This window comes from Vibrio sp. ZF 223, assembly GCF_003050585.1.
Taxonomy (GTDB): Bacteria; Pseudomonadota; Gammaproteobacteria; order Enterobacterales; family Vibrionaceae; genus Vibrio; species Vibrio crassostreae.
Genome location: NZ_PIGB01000002.1, coordinates 551,169 through 576,533 on the forward strand (window position 1 = coordinate 551,169; position 25,365 = coordinate 576,533).

Below are 25,365 nucleotides of genomic sequence, written 5' to 3' on the forward strand. Positions count from 1 at the left end.
GGGCTTTTTTGTTTATCTGCCGCCTGACTGACGGAGCTATCGCAAAGGTGACAACGCTTGCGATAGAGGTTGGTTAATCTTCTGCCAAATATCCATTATGCAACTTATTTTATTGTATTTTGGTGGTCTTCCGGGGGCGATAGCCTGCGTGTTGTCTCAAAGGTGGGAATAGCTGCTGTTTATTTGTTGATACATAGCTCACTTCAATTAATGCCTTATTTTCGCTAATGATTTGTTAACTTTATTGCGGTATAAATTTATGAAATTGAGAGGTGTATATATCTATGAGTTTATTTGCATATAAATCAGCACCCTACTAACTTTTAACTAGTGTTCTGGAAACCCTTGGAAAATAGACAAATTTGCAAGAAGAGGTCTACTCACGCAGATATGGCATTTTTTATGGGGAAGACTAGGCTTAAAGGTAAGTAAAATATAAAAAACAGGCGAAATTTATTCTCTTTTTGTATCTCTGTGATGAACCGTTTGAATATATTCCGAAGAACGAGATGTAAGTTAATAAAAGCCTGCGATCACTATTACAAACTATGTTCACCGCTCTTAAGAAGTGATTTGTGACATCGGAGGATGTATGGATAACAAATCTTCGCGTCAGTCTGCTATGGTTGAAGCCGCTAGTGGAGATGTGGTTGTAGTGAAGCCTGACGGCAGTGCCAGAAAAGTTTCGGTTGGTGATATCATCCGTAAAAATGAGATTGTTATTACCGCGCATGATGCTGAACTATTAGTAGGTGTACCTAGCGGAGTTGTTGAGATTGAAGGCAATTGTGTTGGCTGTGTCGATCAAGATTTGGCTTGGGCAGATGTGCCGGTCGCCGGAGAGGTGAATATCGATTTGGCGCAAGCTGCTGATGATTCATTTACTGAAGACGATTTTGCGGCGATTCAAGAGGCCATTTTAGGGGGGGGCGATCCAACTCAAATACTTGAGGCTCCTGGCTCTGGTAGCGCTGGTGGTTCGGTTAATTGGGGTTTCGTAAAGATAGTGGCATTGCGAACGGAGACTCGGCCTGAAACAGTTTTTGAGACGTTTGGTCTTGAAAAGGACTTTAGGGTAGAAGAGAGAGAAACCCCCAACTCTCTAACGCGCTCACTCGGTGGTCAATCCATCGCTGAAACACTGATCGAAGGCTCCATTTCCGGAAATACCTACCCTCAATCGGTGACGGTTACAGATACCGTTGTTGCGGGTAGTTTAGCGCTTGACCCAGGTTCGTTTGCTCCAGAAACTCTTTCTCTCGCCTTGCTCCTTAGTGAACTCAATAGCGACCTTACCTCTAGTGGCCAACTGGTTACCTTTACGTATGATTCAGCCTCTAATTCGATTATTGGTGTTCAAGGTACAGATGAAGTGCTGCGCATCGCTATTGAAGCAGTAAGTGTTGGAAATGACATTGAATTATCGCTGACCACAACCATTTCTCAGCCCATAGATCATGTTCCGTCGATTGGTGGCGGACAGGTTTCCTTTACGGGTGACCAAATTAACATCGCCTTTGACATACAGGGCGAAGACACCGCAGGTAATCAGCTCGTCACACCAATTAATGCGCAAGTAACCGTCCTTGATGGGGTAGATCCGTCTGCCGAAAGCGTGTCTATCGATAACGTTGAAACAAGCAGTGCTGCAATTGCAGGCACCTTTTCAAATATTGGTAGTGATAATCTACAGTCAGCTGTTTTTGACTCAAGCGCACTTGCTCAATTTGATGGTGTGCTCAGTGATAATCAGGCGACCGTTGCATCCTTGTCTGCTGATGGAAGTGCCATCACACTGTCAATCCAAGGTAGCAGCGATGTTATTTTAACCGTTAGCTTAGATACTGACGGTACCTATCGATTTGAGCAATTGAGACCAATAGAGCAAGTCGGCACTGACTCGCTTTCTTTCTCTTTGCCAATCACGGTTACCGATTTTGACCAAGATATCGTAACTAATACCATCAACCTCACTATTTCTGATGGCGATAAACCAGTCATTAACAATGTCGACAGTATCGATGTTGATGAAGCGGGCATTGTTGGCGGCTCACAAGAGGGCACGGCGCCAGTGTCGGGCAGCGGCAGTATCACCGCGGACATTTTTGAAAGTGACATCATTGACCATTATGAACTTGAACCAGCAGAATTTAATACTGGTGGCAGCTTAGTTTCAAATGGCGAGGCGGTGCTACTTGAGTTGATTGATGAAACCAACGGTGTGAGAACTTACGAAGGTTATGTTGAGGTCAATGGTTCGAGAATTACGGTCTTTGACGTTAAAGTGGATAGCCCTTCATTAGGGAGCTACGAATTAAATCTATATGAAGACCTTTCACATCAAGGCGCTGAAGATGCGCTGCTGACCTTTGCATTGCCAATTTATGCCGTTGATGCGGATGGCGACCGTTCTGCACTGTCTGGAGGTTCGAGCACACCAGAAGCTGCTGAGATTCTCGTCAATGTTAAAGACGATGTCGTTGAGTTAGTTGATAAGATTGAATCAGTCACCGAGCCGACCTTAGCGGGCGATACCGTTGTTTCGTATAACCTATTCAACTTCGAAGGCGCTGATGGTTCGATAATTCAATCGTTCAACTACGACGGTGTTGACTATTCATTAGATCAAAGTTTATTGCCTGATGCTGATCAGACCTTCAGTTTTATTGAGGGTGTGGTCACTATCTCACTGAATGGTGATTTCAGTTTTGAAGTCGCTCGTGATATCGACCACTCAAGCAGCGAAACTATCGTCAAACAGTTTTTATTTTTAGCTGAAGATGGTGATGGCGATACTGATACTTCGACGCTTGAGTTAAGTATTACCGATGGCCAAGATCCGATTATTGATTTGATCCCTCCGGTTACTCTATCTGAAACAAATCTTGCTGACGGCTCTGTGCCAAGTGGAAGTATAGTTAGCGCAACCGAGACGATTACCTTTACCGCAGGCAGCGATGATGTAGCGAGTTTCCGTATTGAGCCTACTGAATTTAATGTGGGCGGTGCACTTAAATCGAATGGTTTTGCCGTTGAGATAAAAGAAGACTCTGCTAATCCGGGAACTTACATAGGCTTTATTACTAATGGTTCGAACGCTGAAGTTCCTGTGTTCACGATTGCCTTCTCTACAAGTACGTTGGGCGAATACACCTTTACTTTACTTGAAGCACTAGACCATGCAGATGGCCTAGATAATAACGATCTGAGCTTTGAGCTTCCTGTTTATGCGGTTGATACGGACGGCGACGATTCATTGGTGTCTCAACTGAATGTGACCATTGGTGATGATGTTCAAATCATGCAAGACGGTACGTTAGATATTGTTGAACCAAACCTTGCAGACGGCACGATCACGACCAACACCATTGATGTGATGCCAAATCAGAGTGCCGATGGCGCGACGATCACTCAGTTTACTTATGACGGTGTCGTAAACACACTGGATCAAAGCATTTCAGGTGAGCAGCAATTCAGCTTCACCGAAGGCGAGCTATATATCACTCTTGAAGGGGAATTGCGCTTTGAGCCAAACCGAAATTTAGACCACTCGGTGAGCGAAGACATCGTGAAATCGATTGTTGTAACCTCAAACGACTTCGATAATGACTCTCTGACTTCAACCGTAACGCTGACCATCACCGATGGTGATAACCCTACGATTGACGTTATTCCGAGCGTTTCGCTTTCTGAAACGAATCTGAGCGATGGCTCTGCTCCAAGTGGCAGCGCGGTAAGCTCCACTCAAACCATCACGTTCACCAACCAAAGTGATGATGTGGTTCGTTTCCGTATTGAGCCAACGGAGTTCAATACTAACGATGATCTTAAATCGAACGGTTTAGCCGTTGAATTACGAGAAGACCCACAAGGTTCGGGTAATTACATTGGTTTTACGACCAGTGCGACGAATGTCGAAACCACGGTATTTACGCTGAGTTTTTCTAGCACCACATTAGGTGAATACACGTTCACACTCATCGAAGCGTTGGACCATCAAGATGCCCTTGGTAACAACGAGCTCAGCTTTGATCTGCCTGTTTATGCGGTAGACAGTGACGGCGATGATTCAATGATGTCACCGTTAAGTGTGACCATCGGTGATGATGTTCAAATTATGCAAGACGGTACGTTAGATATCGTCGAGCCGAATCTTGCAGCTGGTACCGTGACAACTGGTACTGTTGATGTGATGCCAAATCAAAGTGCCGATGGCGCAACGATCACTCAATTCACTTATGACGGCCAACTTCGAACGCTTGACCAAAATGACACTGGCGAGCAGCAGTTTAGCTTCACAGAAGGTGAACTGTTCATTACGCTTGAAGGTGAAGTGCGCTTTGAGCCTAATCGTAATCTAGACCACACGCTGAACGAAGATATCGTGAAATTAATCGTGGTGACGTCTAGTGACTCCGATAACGATGTATTGACCTCAACCGTCACGCTGACCATTACCGATGGTGATATCCCGACCATTGATAATGTCCCAACTGTGAGCTTGTCAGAAACCAATCTGAGTGATGGCTCTGCACCAAGTGGCAGCGCGGTTAGCTCAACTCAGACCATTACTTACACCACTCAAAGTGATGATGTGACCAGCTTCCGTATTGAACCGACTGAGTTCAATGTTGGTGGTACTCTCACATCAAACGGATTAGCGGTCGAGCTGAAAGCTGACCCAACCACACCGGGTGGTTATATCGGTTTTATTACGGATGGTTCGAACGCTGAAACCAACGTATTCACGATTAGTTTTTCAGATACCAACTTAGGCCAATACACCTTCACCTTACTTGAAGCACTAGACCATGTAGATGGCCTCGCAAATAATAATTTGAGTTTCGACTTGCCGGTTTACGCGGTCGATAGCGATGGCGATGACTCGTTGGTGTCTCAATTAAACGTAACCATTGGTGATGATGTCCAAATCATGCAAGGTGGTACGTTAGATATCACTGAGCCAAACCTTGCAGATGGCACAATCACAACCAATACCATCGATGTGATGCCAAATCAGAGTGCCGATAGTGCGACGATCACTCAGTTCACTTATGACGGTCAACTACGAACACTTGATCAGAATGACTCTGGCGAGCAGCAGTTTAGCTTCATAGAAGGTGAGTTATTCATCACTCTTGAAGGTGAAATACGCTTCGAGCCAAATCGTAATTTGGATCACACTGTTAGCGAAGACATCGTGAAGTCGATTGTGGTGACCTCAAGCGATTCAGACAATGACGTACTGACATCCACAGTGACGCTGACCATTACTGATGGTGATATCCCAACCATTGATGCCGTGCCAAGCGTGACTCTGTCTGAAGCTAACCTTAGTGACGGTTCTACACCAAGCTCCAGTGCCGTCAGTCAGACCGAAACGATTACCTTCACGAATCAAAGCGATGATGTCGCGAGTTTCCGTATTGAACCCACCGAGTTCAATGTGGGCGGTGCACTGAAGTCGAATGGTTTTGCGGTTGAGATAAAAGAAGATTCGGCTAATCCGGGCACTTATATCGGCTTTATTACTGATGGTTCGAATACTGAAGTTCCTGTATTCACGATTGCCTTCTCTACAAGTACGTTAGGCGAATACACCTTTACTCTGCTTGAAGCGTTAGACCATGCGGATGGTTTAGATAATAACGATCTGAGCTTCGATCTGCCTGTTTATGCGGTTGATACGGATGGCGACGATTCCTTGGTGTCTCAACTGAATGTGACCATCGGTGATGATGTCCAAATCATGCAAGATGGCACATTAGATATCACTGAGCCAAACCTTGCTGACGGTACGGTGACAACCAACACCATTGATGTGATGCCAAATCAAAGTGCTGATGGCGCGACGATCACTCAGTTTACCTATGACGGTGTCGTAAACACACTGGATCAAAGCATTTCAGGCGAGCAGCAATTCAGCTTCACCGAAGGCGAGCTTTATATCACCCTTGAAGGGGAGGTGCGCTTTGAACCTAATCGCGATCTAGACCATTCCGTTAGTGAAGATATCGTGAAGTCGATTGTCGTGACTTCAAGCGACTTCGATAACGATCCGGTGACTTCAACCATTACGCTGACCATTACTGATGGTGATACCCCGACTATCGATGCTGTTCCGAGTGTTGCTCTTGAAGAAGCGGATCTCGCTGATGGCTCATCACCAAGCGGCAGTGCGGTTAGCCAAACAGAAACCATCACTTTCACCAATCAAAGTGATGATGTGGAGAAATTCCGTTTAGAGCCGAGTGAGTTTAATACCGGCGGTACTCTGAAATCTGATGGCTTAGTGATTGAGATTCGAGAAGAGCCTGCGGGTTCGGGTAACTACATTGGTTTCACCACAGATACTTCAAATGTCGAGACTACAGTCTTCACGCTTGAATTTAGCAGCACGACATTAGGTGAATACACCTTCACGCTTATAGAAGCGATTGACCACACACCAATTCAAGGTAATAACGACCTAACGTTCAACTTGCCAGTGTACGCGGTTGATAGCGATGGCGATGATTCTCTAATGTCGCCACTTGCTGTGACGATTACCGATGATATCCAAGTCATGGTAGATGGCGCGTTTACGATTGAAGAGCCAACTGTGGCTGATTTAGCAGCGGGTACGCCGACAACTACGACTGTGAATGTTCTTGATCTAGAAGGGGCGGACGGCACGACCATCACCCAAATCAATTATGACAACGGCACGGTGTTTACGCTTGACCAGAGCAATACGGGAGAGCAGAAGTTTGTGGTTGCTGAAGGTTCGCTTTATGTCACGCTGCAAGGTGATGTGCGCTTTGAACCAAACCGTAACCTCGACCACACAAGTGGAGACATCGTTAAGTCGATAGTCGTGACTTCAAGCGACTCAGATAGTGATGTTGTTACTTCTACAGTCACGTTGACTATTACCGATGGTGACATCCCAACGATTGATAATGTACCGAGCGTTACTTTATCTGAAACTAATTTGAGTGATGGTTCTACGCCAAGTGGTGTCGCTGTAAGTCAAACAGAGACGATTACCTTCACTAATCAAAGTGATGATGTGGCGAGTTTCCGTATTGAACTGACAGAATTCAATGTTGGTGGGGCGCTTAAATCAAATGGGCTGGTGGTTGAACTAAAAGCAGACCCAAGCACACCAGGTGGTTATATCGGTTTTGTGACGGATGGTTCGAACGTTGAAACCAACGTGTTCACGATCAGTTTCTCTAGTACTACCCTCGGCCAATACACTTTCACGTTGTTGGAAGCATTAGACCATGTGGATGGTTTAGCGAACAACGATCTTAGCTTTAATCTTCCTGTTTATGCGGTAGACACCGACGGCGACGATTCATTGGTGTCACAGTTGAATGTGACCATCGGTGATGATGTTCAAATCATGCAAGATGGAGCGTTAAATATTGTCGAGCCAACAGTTGCTGATTTGGCTGCGGGCACGCCCACGACAACGACCGTTAATGTATTTGATCAAGAAGGGGCAGACGGCGCGACCATCACACAATTTACTTATGATGGCGGGACTGTATTAACGCTTGACCAGAATAATACTGGCGAGCAGAAGTTCGTAGTTGCTGAAGGTTCACTGTATATCACTATTCAAGGTGACGTTCGCTTCGAGCCGAACCGTAATCTTGACCATACTAGCGGAGATATCGTTAAACAGATCGAGGTCACCTCAAGCGATTTCGATAAGGATACCGTGACATCGACAGTCACCCTGACGATTACTGATGGTGATATCCCGACCATTGATACGGTGCCAAGTGTTACTCTGTCTGAAACTAATCTTGCTGATGGCTCAGCGCCAAGTAGCGGTGCTGTAAGTCAAACTGAGACGCTTACTTTTACTAATCAAAGTGATGATGTGACCCGTTTCCGTCTTGAACCTACCGAGTTCAATGTCGGCGGCGCACTGAAATCGAATGGTTTTGTGGTCGAGATAAAAGAAGATTCAGCGAATCCAGGTACTTATATCGGCTTCATTACTGATGGTTCAAATGCTGAAATTCCAGTGTTCACGATTAGCTTCTCGACCTCGACTCTTGGTGAATACACCTTTACTTTATTGGAAGCGTTAGATCATGCAGATGGTCTAGCGAACAATGATCTGAGCTTTGATCTTCCGGTCTATGCGGTAGACAGCGATGGCGATGATTCTTTGGTGTCTCAACTCAATGTAACCATCGGCGATGATGTTCAAATCATGCAAGACGGTACGTTAGATATCGTTGAGCCAAATCTGGCTGATGGTACGGTAACAACCAATACCATTGATGTAATGCCAAACCAAAGTGCTGATGGTGCAACGGTTACTGAGTTTTCTTTTGGTGGAATCGTTAATACGTTGGATCAGAGCATCGCAGGCGAACAGCAATTCAGTTTCACAGAAGGTGAGTTGTACATCACCCTTCAAGGTGAGATGCGCTTTGAGCCCAACCGTAACTTAGACCATTCCGCGAGCGAAGACATTGTTAAGTCGATAGTCGTGACATCCAATGACTTTGATAACGATCCGGTGACTGCGACCGTAACTTTGACCATAACCGATGGCGACAACCCGACTATCGATGCGGTGCAGAGTGTTGCACTTGAAGAAGCTGATCTGGCTGATGGCTCATCACCAAGTGGTAGTGCGGTTAGCCAAACAGAAACCATCACTTTTACCAACCAAAGTGATGATGTTGTAAAATTCCGCATTGAGCCGAGTGAGTTTAATACTGGCGGTACTCTGAAATCTGATGGCTTAGTGATTGAGATTCGAGAAGAGCCTGCGGGTTCGGGTAACTACATCGGCTTCACAACGGACATTTCAAATGTAGAAACCACGGTCTTCACACTTGCATTTAGCAGCACGACTTTAGGTGAATACACCTTCACGCTTATAGAAGCGATTGACCATACACCAATTCAAGGTAATAACGACCTAACATTCAACTTGCCGGTGTACGCGGTCGATAGTGATGGCGATGACTCTCTGATGTCGCCTCTGGCTGTAACGATTACCGATGATATTCAAGTCATGGTGGATGGCGCTCTCAGCATTGAAGAGCCGACAGTGGCTGACTTAGCCGCGGGTACGCCGACCACCACGACCGTCAATGTTCTTGATCAAGAAGGGGCTGACGGCACGACTATCACCCAAATTAATTACGACAATGGCACAGTGTTCACGCTTGACCAGAACAACACGGGTGAACAGAAGTTTGTGGTTGCTGAAGGCTCACTCTATATCACGCTGCAAGGCGATGTGCGCTTTGAACCAAACCGCGATCTTAATCACTCGGGCGGGGATATCGTTAAGTCGATAGTGGTCAGTTCAAGTGACTATGATAGTGATGTGGTGACTTCGACAGTCACGCTAACCATTACCGATGGCGATCTGCCAATCATCAACGTCATTCCTGGCGTGAGTCTTTCTGAAGTCGATCTGGCTGATGGTTCTGCGCCAACGGGTAACCCAGTATCGATGACTCAAGTGATTACCTATACCGAGGGTAGTGATGATGTTAGTCATTTCAGAATTGACCCTGCTCAGTTCAATACTTCGGGGGCTTTGAAGTCGAATGGCTTAGAGGTTGAGATTAAAGAGCAGCCAGCGAACTCTGGAAACTATATTGGCTTTGTAAAAGACGGTGCTAACGTAGAAACCAACGTCTTCACAATCAGTTTCTCAACCACCAATTTAGGGCAATACACGTTTACGCTGCTTGAAGCGTTAGACCATGCGGATGGCTTGCAGAACAACTCCTTAAACTTCGATGTGCCTGTTATAGCAGTGGATACCGATGGTGATGAGTCTGCGATGTCACCAATGACAGTGACCATTACCGATGATGTACAAGGTGTACAAGACGGGTCATTGAATATTGTTGAGCCTTCATTGGCGGATCTAGTGGCAGGCACACCAACTACGCCAACCATCGATGTAATGCCGACTCAAAGTGCAGATGGCGCAAAGGTCACCCAATTTATTTACGATGGTGGTACTGCTGTCACCTTGGATCCGAATGTATCGACAGAGCAGGTGTTTACCGTAACCGATGGTTTTCTGTACATCACGATTGAAGGCGAAGTTCGTTTTGAGCCAAATCGAAATCTGGATCATTCAGCTGGTGATATTGTTAGAACGATTGTGGTAACGACCAGCGACTTTGATAACGATACTGATACCGCGGATGTCACATTAACGATCCAAGATGGTATTGATCCGGTCATCGATGTTGTTCCTAGCGTAAACTTATCGGAAGTGAACCTAGCAGATGGCTCAACGCCGAGTGGTTCTGCGGTAAGTTCAACACAAACCATTACCTACACCGTGGGTAGTGATGACTTAAGCCACTTTAGAATTGCAACCAACGAATTCAATCCTGGTGATGTGCTGAAATCAAATGGTCTTGTTGTTCAGCTAAAAGAAGATCCTGCTTCACCTGGCGACTACATCGGGTTTACTGATGACGGGGCCGGTAACGTAACCAATGTATTCACCATTGATTTTGATAGTGTCAATAAAGGTCAGTTCACCTTCACGCTGATTGAGGCTCTCGATCACCTTGATGGCGCGCTTAATAACGACCTTAATTTCAATTTACCTGTTTATGCGGTTGATACTGATGGTGATGACTCAGTTAAGCGTGATGTTGTTGTCACCATTCAAGATGACCTCCAACAGATGCAAGATGGTACTTTAACCATCACAGAGCCAAATACTGGCACACCAACTACCTCGACCGTTGATGTATTGCCTACGCCAAGTGCTGATGGGGCAACCATTACACAGTTCACCTATGACGGTGGCTCTGCGATTACTTTGGATCAAAGCATCAGCGGTGAGCAGGAATTTGTTTTCACTGAAGGCTCGCTGTTTGTCACTTTGGATGGTGATGTAAGGTTTGAACCAAATCGTAATCTTGACCACTCTGCAGGTGATATTGTTAAGCTGATTGAATTTACTTCTTCTGATTTTGATAAGGATATTTCTTCTTCAACGGTCACACTCACTATCGTTGATGGTGATGGACCAACGTTGAATGTCGTTCCGAGTGTTAGCTTGTCTGAAAGCTTACTTGCTGATGGTTCAACGCCGAGTGGCAGCCCAGTCAGCGTGACCCAAACCATTACTTCACTCGCAAGCAGTGATGACATCGAGAAGATTGTCGTCGAAGTAGGGTTGTTTAATACCAGCGGTGTATTGAAGTCTGATGGCCTTGAATTGAGCTTGCGTGAAGAGCCTGCTGGTTCCGGTGATTACGTAGCATTCACAACGGACGGCTCAGGTGTTGAGAAAGTTATCTTCACCCTAGAATTTGATAACACTAACCCGAGTGAGTACACGTTTACTTTGTTAGAGCGTTTGGATCATGTCGACGGATTAGGAAACAACGATCTCAGCTTTGACTTGTCGGTATATGCACAAGACACCGATGGCGATATTTCACAGTCTAAACCGCTTTCTGTGACCATCAGTGATGATGTTCAATTGATGCAATCTGGTGCTCTTAGCATCACAGAGCCAAGTACGGGCACACCTACCACAACGACATTTGATGTGATGCCTGCGCAAAGTGCAGATGGCGCCACAATCACTAAGTTTACCTATGGCAGCCAACCTGAAGAGTCACTAGTACAAACCGACACGGGTGAGCAAGAATTTGTGTTCACTGAAGGTTCTCTGTTTATCAATCTTGAAGGTGATGTACGTTTCGAACCTAACCGTAATCTCGATCATTCGGGTGGTAACATCGTTAAGACCATTACGGTGACATCGGAAGATAAAGATGGCGATATTGTTACTTCGACAGTGACACTGACGATTTCAGATGGTGCTCCACCGGTAATTGATACGGTTCCAACGGTTGCATTGGAAGAAGCGAATCTTGTGGATGGCTCATCTCCGAGCTTACCTGTGAGCCAAACTGAAACCATTACTTTCACAGCGGGAAGTGATGATGTGAGTTATTTCCGTATTGATACCACTCAGTTCAATACGTCTGGTGACTTGAAGTCGGATGGCCTAGTAGTTCAGCTTAAAGAAGATCCAGCCAACAGCGGCACTTATATTGGTTTCGTTGAAAGTGGAGGTGTTCAAACGGATATCTTTACCATCACTTTTAGTAGTGTGGTGTTAGGCGAATACACGTTCACTTTATTGGAAGAGCTCGATCATCTGCCTGTGCAAGGCAACAACGATCAAGTATTCACACTGCCAGTGATCGCGGTCGACCAAGACAATACCGATTCTGTGATGAAACCTCTGACCGTTACTATAACCGATGATGTGCCTGTCATTACCGACACGACAGCGACCAGCACATTTGTGGTTGATGAAGATGATCTTGGATCTGTGGTGTCTCAAGCAACAGGTGCATTTGTTACCACAGAAGGTGCAGACCAAGTAGAGGTTTACGAACTGCGTAATATCTCTGCGCTTGAAGCGACATTGAACTCTGGAACCGAAGCGATTTCTATTACAGAAGTCACAGGAGCTGCGAACACAACGACCTATCAAGGTACGACGACAAGCGGGACTCCTATCTTCACGCTCGCGCTAGCGAATGACGGCTCTTATACCTTTACGTTGCTAGGTCCTCTAAACCATCCAACAAGCCCGAATTCCAATACCTTAACGATTCCGTTTGATGTTGTTGCGGTTGATGGTGACGGTGATGACTCTAATCAGTATGTATTGCCGATCGAAGTGCTCGATGATGTGCCAGTAATGAGTGCGCCAACAGGTGAGACGGTAGTTGATGAAGATGATCTTGCTGGGATTGGTTCTGATCAATCCGAAGATACCATTATTAATGGACTATTCACCGTTGATGAAGGTGCTGATGGTGTTGTTAAGTATGAATTGGTCGATGAAAACTTAGTGATTGCAGGCTTAACTTCTGATGGAGAAAGCCTAGAGTGGCTGCCTGTTTCACAAAGCGGTACAACCTTCACTTATGTTGCACAGACGGTAACTAGCAATCAGCCTGTGTTTGAAATCATTTTTGATACCTCAAACAACAGCTATCAATTTGAGCTGTTTAAACCATTTAAGCATCCTGATGGCGCGAATGAAAACACCATAGATCTTGATTTCTCTGTCGTGGCCGAAGATTTTGACCGAGACCAGTCGAACGCGATCGATCTGACTATTACTGTGACTGATGATGTTCCATTGGTGACTACTCAATCGATAACGCGAATTGAAGGGCAGGGTTACGGTAATTCCAAAGTTAACATGTTTGCTAATGCGACAGATGTGGGTGCGGATGATGCAGCACTGACTCGCATAGAGGGCATTACCAGCAATGGCGCTGATATCGTTTTCCGTACCGGAAATAGTGGGCCTTACAGTGATGGTTTCGATTTAAACAATGGTATTCAAGAGGTTCGAGTATACGAGCAGACCAATGGAGGTGTTGATACTCGTGAGCTTGGTCGATTGCGTATTAACTCAAATGGTGAGGTTGAGTTTAGAGCTAACGGTTATCTAGAGCATAACGGTGAGACAATAGATTTCTCTATTAACGTGATTGCGACAGATGGAGATTTGGACACATCTGAAACACCGTTAGATATTACGATTACAGATAGGGACTCTACAAGAATCGCGCTGAAAGTGACGACCTTCGAGGATGCGGGTAGAGACTCAACCATACCTTACGCAACAGGCGATGAGCCGACTCTTGAGAATATTCAAGATAATCAAAGCGGTTTGCCTGATGCTCCTGCACAAATTGCGCTGCAGGTTAACATAAAGGACCAAGATAATAACGAGTCTATCGGCCAACTGACGATTCAGAGCGGTAATCACAGAGGGACGTTCTATTACTTTGATGGCGTGGAATATCACAAGTTAGTCGCTGAACCAAACGGTGATATCTTGTTTGGTCCGCCTCAAATGCAGCAGAGCTTTGCTCCAGACACGAATCAACCATTAGACACTATTGCGACAATCGACAACTTGTTCTTTGTTCCAGACCAAAACTACGGTTCGAATGACAATGGTGTGCGAATCAACTACGAGCTCGAAATTGATAACAACGGCACGCTTGATCATACAGTAAATTCAAACTTCAGAATTGAGATTGAAGCGGTAGCGGATATTGCAACTTGGGATGATGCGAATAGCGCGTATCAGTATCAAGTTAACGAAGATGAAGACAACGTTACGTTGCAGCTGAACGCAGAGTCGCAAGATAACAGTAATACTGAGACGATTACCTATGAACTTGAAGTTGTTCAGGGAGATGGCCAGTTTGAGCTTCTCGACCAAAACGGCAACGTCCTTACTCCGACTAACGGTGTTTACATCATTGCGGCTGGAGACATCAATAGTACGGTCGTAAACCCGATCGATAACTTCTCCGGTCAAATAGAGTTTAAAGCAACAGCGATAACGGAAGAGACGCGTAATCCGTACGATGATTCTGCAAATGGCGGGGTGGACAAAACGACCGCTCGCTCTGTAGAGCAAAACATCATCATTGATGTGACTGCCGATGCAGACCCTGGCTCGTTCAGCGTTAACCGAATCCGTATTAACGAAGACAATATCGATGATCCAGATTACGTCGGGCCTTTAGACAATAAAGACGCGTTCACGTTAGACGAAGTCATCACCATGACAGGTTCGGTAGATGCTGACAGTTCTGAAGAACTGTTTGTGCGCATCAGTAATGTTACGGAAGGTGCAGAGCTTTACTTCTTAGGTACCACGAATGTCGTTCCAACAGTCACTATTAATGGTATCGATTACCAAGAAATAGCGTATTCCGATTTGGCAAACGTTGAGGTTGTTCCAACTAAACACAGTAATGTCAATTTCACCTTCGATGTCACGGGTGTGGTCAAAGATACCGCAAATCTATCCACGGGCGCCCAAGTCGATGAGGAGATATTAGGAACTAAAACGGTGAACGTTGAGGTGAAAGGCGTTGCCGATACTCCTTATGGTGGAACGAATGGTACGGCTTGGACAGCAATTACTGATGGCACAACATCTGGCGTTCAAACCACAATCCAAGAAAGCCAAAATGGTGATACCTTTGCTGAGCTAGATTTCACTGTATTGTCGGGCGAGAGAAGACCAGATAGCGGCACAACACCATTACCTGACGATGGCTCAGAGTCGATAACGGTTATTCTTTCAGGCATCCCTGACGGCGTTATTCTGGAAGATGGCGATGGTACCGTGATTGACTTGAACTTTGTTGGTTATGAAACGGGACCGGGCGGTAGCCCTGATCTATCTAAACCTATCTACGAAGCGAACATCACTGAAGCGGGGAAAACTTCAGGTATCCGTATTAGACCTGTTGATTCGTCGACAGAGAATATCCATATCCAGGGTAAAGTGATCGTGACTGAGAATGATGGTCATACGCTCTCTTTTGATCAGGAAATTCGCATATTAGTTGAGCCTAGGATTGATACCTCAGCAACCTACAATACGGTAACTCGTGGGGACGAAGATACGGCGATCAACATTGATTGGCACCCAGAGGGCACTGATTACATTGACGATGATGAGCACTTCACTTCAATCGTCATCAGTGGCATTCCAAGTGGTGTTGCAAGTGTGGTTGTAAACGGTGATGTAATTTGGAATTACGATGCCGTAGCCGGAACGCTAACCATCACACCTAAGAGTGGGCAGACTCCAGAAGCGTTCACTCAGATAGCACTGAACAATAATTTTATTCAGATAACACCGGAGCAAGATTCGAGCACCGACTTTACGCTTAGTACGGTTGTCATGATTGAAGAGCGCGATCATGAGTATGTTGATGCAACTGATCCTGGTCAGGGCATCGTTACCGCGACGATTACAGGTACGATTGATGTGCGTGTAAGACCTGTCGTTGAACCTGGCGATGCCGACAACAAGATTGTCGTTTCAAACGAAGATGGCTCTGGAGATCTCACTACGATTACGGCTGATGCTAATGGTGTCATTAAATTTACAACTAACAGTGATAACACATCAATTTCGGATGAATACGTCGTCCGATACCAAGAAACGGATTTAAGCACAGTAGAAGAGCAAGTCGACGAAGTGATTGTTCAGTTGACTAACACCGACGGAAGCGCGTTATCTGATGATATTTTAGGGCAACTTTTGGTCACAGGCGCCTCTTACGAAGGCGGTGGCCGTTGGGTTGTGACCAATGAAGATGCCTTTAGCGTCAGTGCGCCCAATGGATTAGATTTCACCCCTGAAAATGATGCGGATGATGTGGCTACTGATTTCAATGATATCAAGATGACAATTTTCACCTTAGTATCAGATCCAGGTGATGCCAACAATGAAACTTCAGCCCAAGTACAGCGCACCGGGGAAGTAACGCTTTCTTACCCTGAAGTGCTGACGGCTCCTGACAAAGTTGCCGCAGATATTGCGATTGTGCCAGACAGTGTTATCGATGCGGTCGAAGATACACAACTTGATCTCGGCGCGGCACTAAACGGCATTTTAAGCTTTACGGGTCGCGATGATTCTACTGACCAAGTGACGGTGATCATTGATGGTACTCTGGTCATTGATGCTACTACATCATTCCCAATTAGCCTGTCGGGAACAAGTGATGTTGACTTTGTGAACGGGAAATATGTTTACGAGACGACAATCGAACAGGGCGTAGCCATCGATTCATCGGGTTTATTATTGAACCTGCCTGCTGACTATTCTGGCGACTTTAGGTTACCAATCACAATAGTAACCAAAGATACACTTTCTGGTGATGAGAAAACCTTGGTGACCGATGTAGTTATTAAAGTTGCTCCTGACGTTGAAGGTAATCCAGACATTGATGTTACGGTTGTTGGTTCGCTCGATGATTCATTTAATCCTGTCGATACTGATGGTCAACCTGGACAAGATCCGGTGGGTTACGAAGATACTTACATTCAGCTTGATTTCAGCACAACCATTACTGATCAAGTCAGTGGGGTTGAGGGTGGTGACGAAAAATTCACATCTATTACGCTGACTTTGGATGACACAAGTGTCGGTGCATTTTACACAAGCGCGGGTGTATCGCTTGGTACGTCCGTGACCTTCAATGAAGCGGAAATTAATGCTGGTGCTCTGGATAATGTATTGTTCCGTCCTGCTCCTAATTACCCAACGGGTAACGATATTAACCAAGTACAAGTTAATGTCAGCGGAACAATAACCGATACTGCTACCTACAATGACGCCTCATCTCCAGCCGGAACAGCAACCGATACTGATACGTTCAATACCAGTGTTAGCTTTGAAGTTGTCCCTGTGGTTGATGATGTGCTTGTAACAGGGCCGGGTAGTGATCCTGATGTCATTGAGATCACGGGCAATGAAGATCAAGCTATTTCTCTATCGGGAACAGGGCCAGTCTCCATTGCGCTCACTGACCTAGACGGCTCAGAGCAGTTCGTTTCGATTAAGTTCACCGGTGTACCCGATGGCTTCTTAATGAGTGCAGATCCGGGCTCTGCTTATACAGTGAAGAACAATGGTGGTGGTGAGTGGAGTGTTCAACTTCCTCAAGCTTCAGGATTGTCATTTGATTTGAGTGAGATTTCGATCCTACCGCCTAAAGACTTCAGTGGTACGGCTGAGTTTGGTGTTGAAGTCTTCACTCAAGAATCTTTGTTGGGTGTGCCTACTGCGGCGGCAAATTTACCAAGCTTTAAGCTGCATGTTGTGCCGGTGGGTGATGATGTTGATACCAACCCGACCGATTCTGTGACGGGTAATGAAGGCCAAAACATTGATATCGAAATCAATGCGACCATTCTTGATAAAGAGCTGTCGGCAACTGGAAACGGAACGTATACCGAAAACGCGCCAGAAACACTTCGAGTCGAAGTGGCTGGCGTGCCTCAAGATGCTTCTATCTACTATCCAGACGGAACCACCTTGGCTAGCTATGATCCTGCGACGCAGATCTGGACGCTAGATGTTCCTGCACAGTCACTAGATAAGATCGTATTCAACTCTGGTGAACATAACAGTGATGCAGGCAATGCACTGGGTATCAATGGCCCGCTGCAGATTACTGTTCGCTCTGTTGATACTGATGCTGATAACACGGAATACTTGGGGACTCCAACGACCTTCGATGTTGATTTGGTGATTGATCCTATCAACGATCAACCGATCTTTGTAAACGTAACGAATATTGAAACATCTGAAGACATCAGTGTTGCCATCGACAACTTTAGTATTTACGACGTTGACGCTAATTTTGATAATCCAGATGCGCCGTATGTTCTTACGTTGCAAGTGGATCAAACACTGCCGGGAGCGCAAGGTGTGTTTGAGTTTACCAGCTCACCTGACGTAACGTTTGTATTGCAGCCTGACGGCTCATTGGTGATTACTGGTAAAGAAGCCGATATCAATACCGCGTTGGTGAATGGGGCTGTTACTTTCAAACCAGACCCAGATCAGAACTATCTCAACCAGAGTGGTTTAGTCACGATCAATGCAACGCTCGATGACGGTGGTAATAACGGTCTGATTGACGCGGGTGACCCGAATACCGCTCAAAGCAATGAAGCTACCTTCACCATTAAGGTGACGGAAGTGAATGACGCTCCTGTGGCAAACAACGTTGATCTAGGCTCGATTGCAGAGGAAGGACAGCTTGTTATCGTTGAAGGTGACTTAATTGCAGCAAGCTCAGATCTTGAAAACCATAACCTCATCGTCACGGGTGTGACCCTTACTCAAGGCCAAGGTCAATTACAGCGCTTTGAAAACGCTGGTGGTGCTGACAACGCTGCGATTACGGGCCCATTCTGGATATTTACGGCTGCTGATGATTTTAACGGTGACGTTAAACTCGATTACAGCATTATCGATGATGGTACAACCAACGGCGTGGATGACTTCTTAACAGACACTGCTGAAATAAGTCTTGTAGTAACAGAAGTCAATGACCAACCAGTAGCAACCAATGTTAACTTGGGCACCATGCCAGAAGAAGGTCAGTTGATCATCAAAGCTGAAGACCTGGTTTCTGCAACGACAGACCCTGAAGGCGATGCGATCACTGTGACTGGAGTTGTTATCGATGAAGGTCAGGGGCAGCTTCAGAAGTTTGAAAACGTCGGTGGTTCTGACGACAACTCGATAAACGGTCCATATTGGGTATTCACTGCCGCTGATGATTACAATGGCAACGTTAAGTTCACTTATACCGTAGAAGACAATGGCACAACCAACGGCGTTGATGATTTCTTAACGGATACCGCTGAAATAAGCGTTGTTGTAACTGAAGTGAATGATCAGCCAGTGGCAACCAATGTTAACTTGGGTACCATGCTTGAAGAAGGCCAATTGATCATCAAAGCTGAAGACCTGATTGCAGCGACGACTGATCCTGAGGGGGATGTTGTTACAGTGACTGGAGTCGTTATCGACCAAGGTCAGGGACAGATTCAGAAGTTCGAAAATGTCGGTGGTGCGGATGACAACTCGATCAATGGCCCATATTGGGTATTCACAGCAGCCGATGATTACAATGGCGACGTTAAATTCACTTACACAGTGGAAGACAATGGCACAACCAACGGGGCTGATGACTTCCTAACGGATACAGCAGAAATCAGCGTTGTAGTGCAAGGCGTTAACGATACGCCTATTGTAAGTGGTGACAACGTCACCGATTTGATTGATGAAGACGCCGGTCAGTTGTTGAGTGGCATCAATGTCAGTGACCCTGATTATGTAGATGCATTCTCTGATGACTTAATGACAGTCACGCTGACGGTGGATTACGGTACATTGAATGTATCACTTCCGGCTGTGACGACGGTGATGGTTAACGGCAACAACACGGGTTCAGTCATCTTAGTCGGTACTCTTAACGATTTGAATGCTCTAATTGATACGCCAACCAGTCCAAGTGGTGTCTACCTCGATGCGAGTTTATCTCCAACCAATAGTATTGGATTAGAAGTCATCGCTAAAGACAGCGGAAACCCTTCTGGTATCGCAATAGAAACGACACCTGTGATCTATGATATTGCAGTGACACCTGTGGCGAATGCGCCAACCTTGTCTATCGACCCGACATTTAACTACGTGAGAAACATTACGACCAGCTCATCAGTGGTCGCTAATAGTGGAGTCGCTTTAGTCGGAATTGTTGCTGCATTGACGGATATTACTGAAGAGTTAACGTTGAAGATCAGTGATGTTCCGGATGGTGTTAATGTGGCCAGTGATGCGGGTACGGTTTCGCTAGTAGGTGACACTTGGATAGCGACGGCTGATGCGATTGATAGTCTCAGACTCGTCGAGCAACCATCAGCTGGTAAGCCGTTAACTCCTGGTAACTACACGTTGAAGGTTGAGGCGGTATCTGAGGAAACGGACAATAACGATATTGCGATATCTCAAAACATTGATCTAAACCTCAATATAGTTGCGAACCCACTCGATCTCGATCTGTCTTCTGAAACAGACGATGTGCAACTTTTAGCGAGTGACTTTGATACCAACCTCACTGGCGGGTCAGGAAATGACCGACTTGTAGGTGGAGCGGGTGACGATACGCTTGTTGGCGGTGATGGTAACGACACCCTGATTGGCGGTGGAGGCTCAGACATCCTGACTGGTGGCGCTGGTATGGATTCGTTCGTATGGCTGAATATCGAAGATGGCGTTGAAGACACCATCACTGATTTCAGCCTGTCTGAAGGAGACCAGATCGACCTAAGAGAAGTATTGCCAGAGTTGAAGAATACTTCACCAGACATGACAGCGTTACTGCAGCAGATAGACGCGAAAGTGGACGGGGATGATATTGAGCTTACGATCAACCCTGATGGTGTAGGTACAACGGAGCAGGTGATTGTGGTTGAAGACCTTGCGCCACAACTAACCTTAAGTGGCACTATGCCTTCGGATATTCTGGATGCATTAGTACAGCAGAACGTGATTACTCACGGTTAACGTGAAGCATTAAACCAATACGAAATAGGCCAGCAATGCTGGCCTAATTTTTGTCACTGTATAAATTGAAAAGACGTTACTTAAGAGAGTTGTGGATCAGAAACTCTTCTTCCACGCCTTTCAATTTCATCTCATCCATAATGAAATTTACCGTGTTCAATAGGCGCTGTTCGCCTTTTGGAATCAGATAACCGAATTGGCTGTTGGTAAACGGTGTTTCACAGCGAGCTGCCTCAAGGCGCTCATCCGTTACTTGATAGAACAGACCTTCAGGGGTTTCTGTCACCATGACATCTACTTTGCCTTCCGCAACGGCTTGCGCAACGTCTAGGTTATTCTCGTAACGTGTGAAGTTTGCGTTCTGCAAGTTAGCGTCGGCAAATATCTCGTTGGTACCGCCAATATTTACACCTACACGAACCGAAGACAAATTTACTTTCTCGATGCTGTCGTACTGTTCTGCTGTGCCTTTCGCAACCAAGAAACACTTACCAAAGGTCATATAACCTTGAGTTTGTTCTGCGTTTAACTGGCGTTGCATTTTGCGCGTAATACCACCCATCGCGATGTCGTACTTATCGTCATCTAGGTCGCTCAGTAGATCTTTCCATGTGGTACGAACAATCTGTAATTCGACACCTAGCTGTTCTGCAATGTGCTGTGCAACATCGATATCGTAGCCAGAGTAGGTTTTGCCGTCGAAGTAAGAGAAGGGCTTGTAGTCGCCAGTGGTGCCCACACGAAGAGTGCCTGATTTTTGAATGTCTTCTAACTGGTCAGCTTGTGCGACACCAGAAAGTGCCAGAGCAATGGAAGCAAGTAATAGTGATGTTTTTTTCATTATAATTGTCTGTTGTGTTTGTGTTGTCATTCAAAGTAACAGAAACAATCAGAGAAAGAGATCAAACCATTGGAAAGGGTTGGAGTTGAAAGTTTATTGAAGAGTTGAGAGTGTGAATCAGCGGCTATTGTTAGTTCTACAAGTATTAAAAAGCGATCTTAGCGATCGCTTTATATCTTAAATATTAATTACATTAAAATGCCAGAAGGTTAGGCCGCTGACTTATTTACTTACGAATTCAACAGCGTCACGAACAAGCTTTCCGAGTTCGTTCCATTTTCCTTCATCAATAAGATTAGTTGGAACCATCCAAGTTCCGCCACACGCAAGTACAGAAGGGATAGATAGGTATTCATCTACATTCTTCAAACTTACGCCGCCAGTTGGCATGAATTTTACTGGGTAAACAGCCGTTAGTGCTTTAAGCATAGCTGTCCCGCCTGAAGGTTCGGCAGGGAAGAATTTTAAAGTGCGAAGGCCCATTTCCATTGCCTGTTCAACTAGGCTTGGATTGTTAACACCCGGTACGATTGCAACATCTTTGTCGATACAGTATTGAACGGTACGTGGGTTAAAGCCTGGACTCACAATGAAATCAACACCAGCTTCGATAGAGGCGTCAACTTGCTCGTTAGTCAGTACAGTTCCAGAACCGATTAGCATGTCTGGGAACTCTTTACGCATGATACGAATTGCTTGGATTGCACACTCTGTGCGTAGCGTGATCTCTGCACATGGCATGCCGTTTTCAACAAGTGCTTTCCCTAGAGGGATTGCGTCTTCAGCACGGTTGATCGCGATTACAGGGATTATTTTTAGGTTTGCTAGTTGTTCATTTAATGTAGTCACGAATCTTTTCTCACTATGAAGCGATCATGGAGGGCAACGGTGATAAAGCACGCCAAGCTTCGGTAAGTCATCTACAAGAGCTAAGTTAGCTTAATATGCAGCATCGTTATTTAAACGCACGCATTTAGCGTGCGTTTTGTCCTTCAACTTTTCCTATTTGCATAACTCTATATTTAAGTTAATCCATTATAAGAAATAAACCAATGAGAGTCGATTTAGGTTTTTAGGTCAATCACCGCACGTTCTAATGAGTCGGTTTGTTCGACCACAGACGTTGCAGAAGCTGCGTTTTTTGACGCTCCCGTTACACTGGTTAGTGTTAGCTGCTTAATTGTACTCACGTTTCCAATGATCTCTGAGGTAACAGCGCTTTGTTCTTTCATTGCATTCGCCACTTCCAAACTGTTATTTAGAATGGTTTCCATATCCATGATGACCGAAGAGATTCTTGAATGCGCATTCTCACAAGAGTCGACACTGCGGTTGCCTTTCTCACAACAACTTTGAATTGTATTTACGACCATTTGTGTTTGGTCTTGAACGCCTTGGATTATCGTTGAGATCTCTTCGGTTGAAAGTTGTGTTCGGCCAGCCAAGGTTCTCACTTCATCTGCGACCACCGCGAAGCCACGGCCTTGTTCTCCCGCACGAGCTGCCTCGATTGCTGCATTAAGAGCAAGTAGGTTGGTTTGTTCTGCGATGTCTTTAATCACCTCCAACACGGTATTAATCTTCTCTGAGTGAACAGAAAGGCGATTTACTTCTTCAGTGGCACTGACAAGATCAGCCGAAAGGGTATTGATGGTGTCTCTGGTGAATGCCACATCATTTAGACCTTCGTTCGCCGTAGCGAAACTGGTTTGTGCGTTGGATGAGGCGTTTTCGCTGTTGGTCGCAACGTTTTCAATATTGCTGCCCATCTGGTTTATCGCGGTCGCAATATTCTCAGTTTGTTGCTGCTGTTTGTTTAAAGCGCTCTCAACTTCCATTCCGTCGTGTTGTAGCTGGTTCGAAATATTGCCGAGCTCTTTAATAGAGCCCTGAACTTGGCCGACAAGCTGACGAATATCGGTGAGGACTGTATTAAATGCCTTTGCGATATCGGCAATCTCGTCCGATCCCTTGTCTTCGGCTCTTACGGTAAAGTCGCGTTGTTGAGCGACGAGCATCATGGACGAGTTCAACGAGGCTATTTTCTTTGCTATGCGAGATGAGATGCCGAAAGATAGCAGCATTAATAATGCAGCGACGGTAATAATGGAGCTTACAATGAAGGTCGTAATGGTTTGCTGAATCGATTCGACTTGCTGTTCTAATCTGCCTTCAACGTTGATGAATATAGAGATGATATCTTCAAACAGCATTTTCATTTCTGATTTGAGTTCAGCGACCTTGGCTGGGTTGCGGTCGATGGCATCGACCATTAACGAAAAATCTTTGTTGTATTGATTTACTTCAAGTGTCAGCTTTTCTAACTCTGGGACTGCGATATCAGACTCTTTAAGCAAGACAGAGAAACTGCCCATCAGTTGTTGAAAGTGAGAGTACTCTTGGACAAATACCGACTTGAGCGTTTTATCGTGGCTTATTAGAAACTCTAACTCTGTTCGATTGAGCTGAAGCATAGAGACTTCGAGTGACTTTACTTTGATCAGCGTTTTCTCAAGTTTGATCAGTTTTAGATTGGCCAGTTCTGTGAATGACACAACAACCAATAACGAAATAATCGACAAGCAAGTAAGGCTCAAAAGGGAGGTTTTAATTTTCATAGGCGGGCACCAAAGCAAAACAAAATGACTCAACAACGTATTTATAATCGTGTTTCTCTTATTTGCGTGTAGATAGCATACGGGTCGATAATTGAGATCTGACTCGCAACGGAAACGTTTGCTAACAGTATTTTATAAAATGATTATTAACAAGTTAAATATTTATTATTTCAATGACTATTGATGATTGTTTTGTTATTAGTGATTATTTAGAGCGTAAAAGGAACCGGAAGAAGAAGGGGGCGGAGATGAGGTCGATAGATCTTGTTAATGGAGAATGCGGTGCTTACCTGAGATTAAAGAAGATGAGTACTTGTGCTTTGTCACACGAGCACTCATCCGTTTGTATTTAGCTTTCTGTCGGCATCCAAACTTGTTTAGACGTGATTTTGTGGTCTTTAAAGGTCAGTTCTTCAACCTTGTCTCCGTTAAGGTTCCAGCGCGTTAGTTTTCCATTCGCCACTTCGCCTTCATCGAATTTCGCTTGGCTTGCCTTATTGCCGTTAGGGTAATAGTCCGTTACCAGACCATCTTTTTGTCCGTCGCTGTATTCAGCGGTCAGGCTTTGTTCGCCATTTGGATACCATCGAGAAGCAACACCTGACAGCTCATTGTCTTTATAGTTGAGCTCGGCTTTCTTCTGGCCGTTGGGATACCAGGTTTCTGCTTTGCCTTGTAATTCACCTTTAACGTAATTCACTTTAGAAGCAACTTGGCCGTTCGGATACCAGTTGGTTTCTTGACCCAGTTCTAGGCCGTCAGAAAATTGAGCTTGGGTCGCGACTTGGCCGTTATCGAACTTCTCTTCAAATTGACCGGTAAAGGGTTTTGAGTGGTTTACTTGGTAAGCCACGCCTTTACGCATTTGTAAGTAGTCAACAGCATCTTCGCTGGTGGCCGCATAGCTCATAGAAGATACCGTACTAAGAGCAATTAAGATTGGAACGTATTTCTTCATA

The 25,365-nt window shown here is 45.3% G+C and carries 5 protein-coding genes; 1 reads left to right on the plus strand and 4 read right to left on the minus strand.

Annotation, left to right across the window (positions count from 1 at the left end):
- Positions 1–592: 592 nt before the first annotated feature.
- Positions 593–20,947, plus strand: a complete 20,355-nt coding sequence (locus CWO13_RS07100) for a retention module-containing protein (protein WP_108082681.1) — start codon at positions 593–595, stop codon at positions 20,945–20,947.
- A 76-nt stretch (positions 20,948–21,023) separates the two neighbouring features.
- On the opposite strand, the gene CWO13_RS07105 is transcribed toward CWO13_RS07100, so the two are convergent.
- The 4 genes from CWO13_RS07105 to CWO13_RS07120 all read right to left on the minus strand — a co-directional run bounded on the left by CWO13_RS07105 (position 21,024) and on the right by CWO13_RS07120 (position 25,364).
- Entirely contained in the window at positions 21,024–21,788 is a 765-nt protein-coding gene (locus tag CWO13_RS07105; RefSeq protein WP_108082682.1) for a transporter substrate-binding domain-containing protein, read from the minus strand.
- 222 nt (positions 21,789–22,010) lie between these two features.
- Positions 22,011–22,637, minus strand: coding sequence for a bifunctional 4-hydroxy-2-oxoglutarate aldolase/2-dehydro-3-deoxy-phosphogluconate aldolase (locus CWO13_RS07110; protein WP_108082683.1), 627 nt, complete (start codon positions 22,635–22,637; stop codon positions 22,011–22,013).
- 215 nt (positions 22,638–22,852) lie between these two features.
- Positions 22,853–24,406, minus strand: a complete 1,554-nt coding sequence (locus tag CWO13_RS07115; protein ID WP_108082684.1) for a methyl-accepting chemotaxis protein — start codon at positions 24,404–24,406, stop codon at positions 22,853–22,855.
- Positions 24,407–24,755: 349 nt separating this feature from the next.
- Positions 24,756–25,364, minus strand: coding sequence for a toxin-antitoxin system YwqK family antitoxin (locus CWO13_RS07120; RefSeq protein ID WP_102433390.1), 609 nt, complete (start codon positions 25,362–25,364; stop codon positions 24,756–24,758).
- Position 25,365 lies beyond the last annotated feature (1 nt).

Bases quoted from the DNA above. Each gene is read 5' to 3' on its own strand.
- CWO13_RS07100 (WP_108082681.1), top strand. From the start codon at position 593: ATGGATAACAAATCTTCGCGTCAGTCTGCTATGGTTGAAGCCGCTAGT.
- CWO13_RS07105 (WP_108082682.1), bottom strand. From the start codon at position 21,788: ATGAAAAAAACATCACTATTACTTGCTTCCATTGCTCTGGCACTTTCT.
- CWO13_RS07115 (WP_108082684.1), bottom strand. From the start codon at position 24,406: ATGAAAATTAAAACCTCCCTTTTGAGCCTTACTTGCTTGTCGATTATT.
- CWO13_RS07120 (WP_102433390.1), bottom strand. From the start codon at position 25,364: ATGAAGAAATACGTTCCAATCTTAATTGCTCTTAGTACGGTATCTTCT.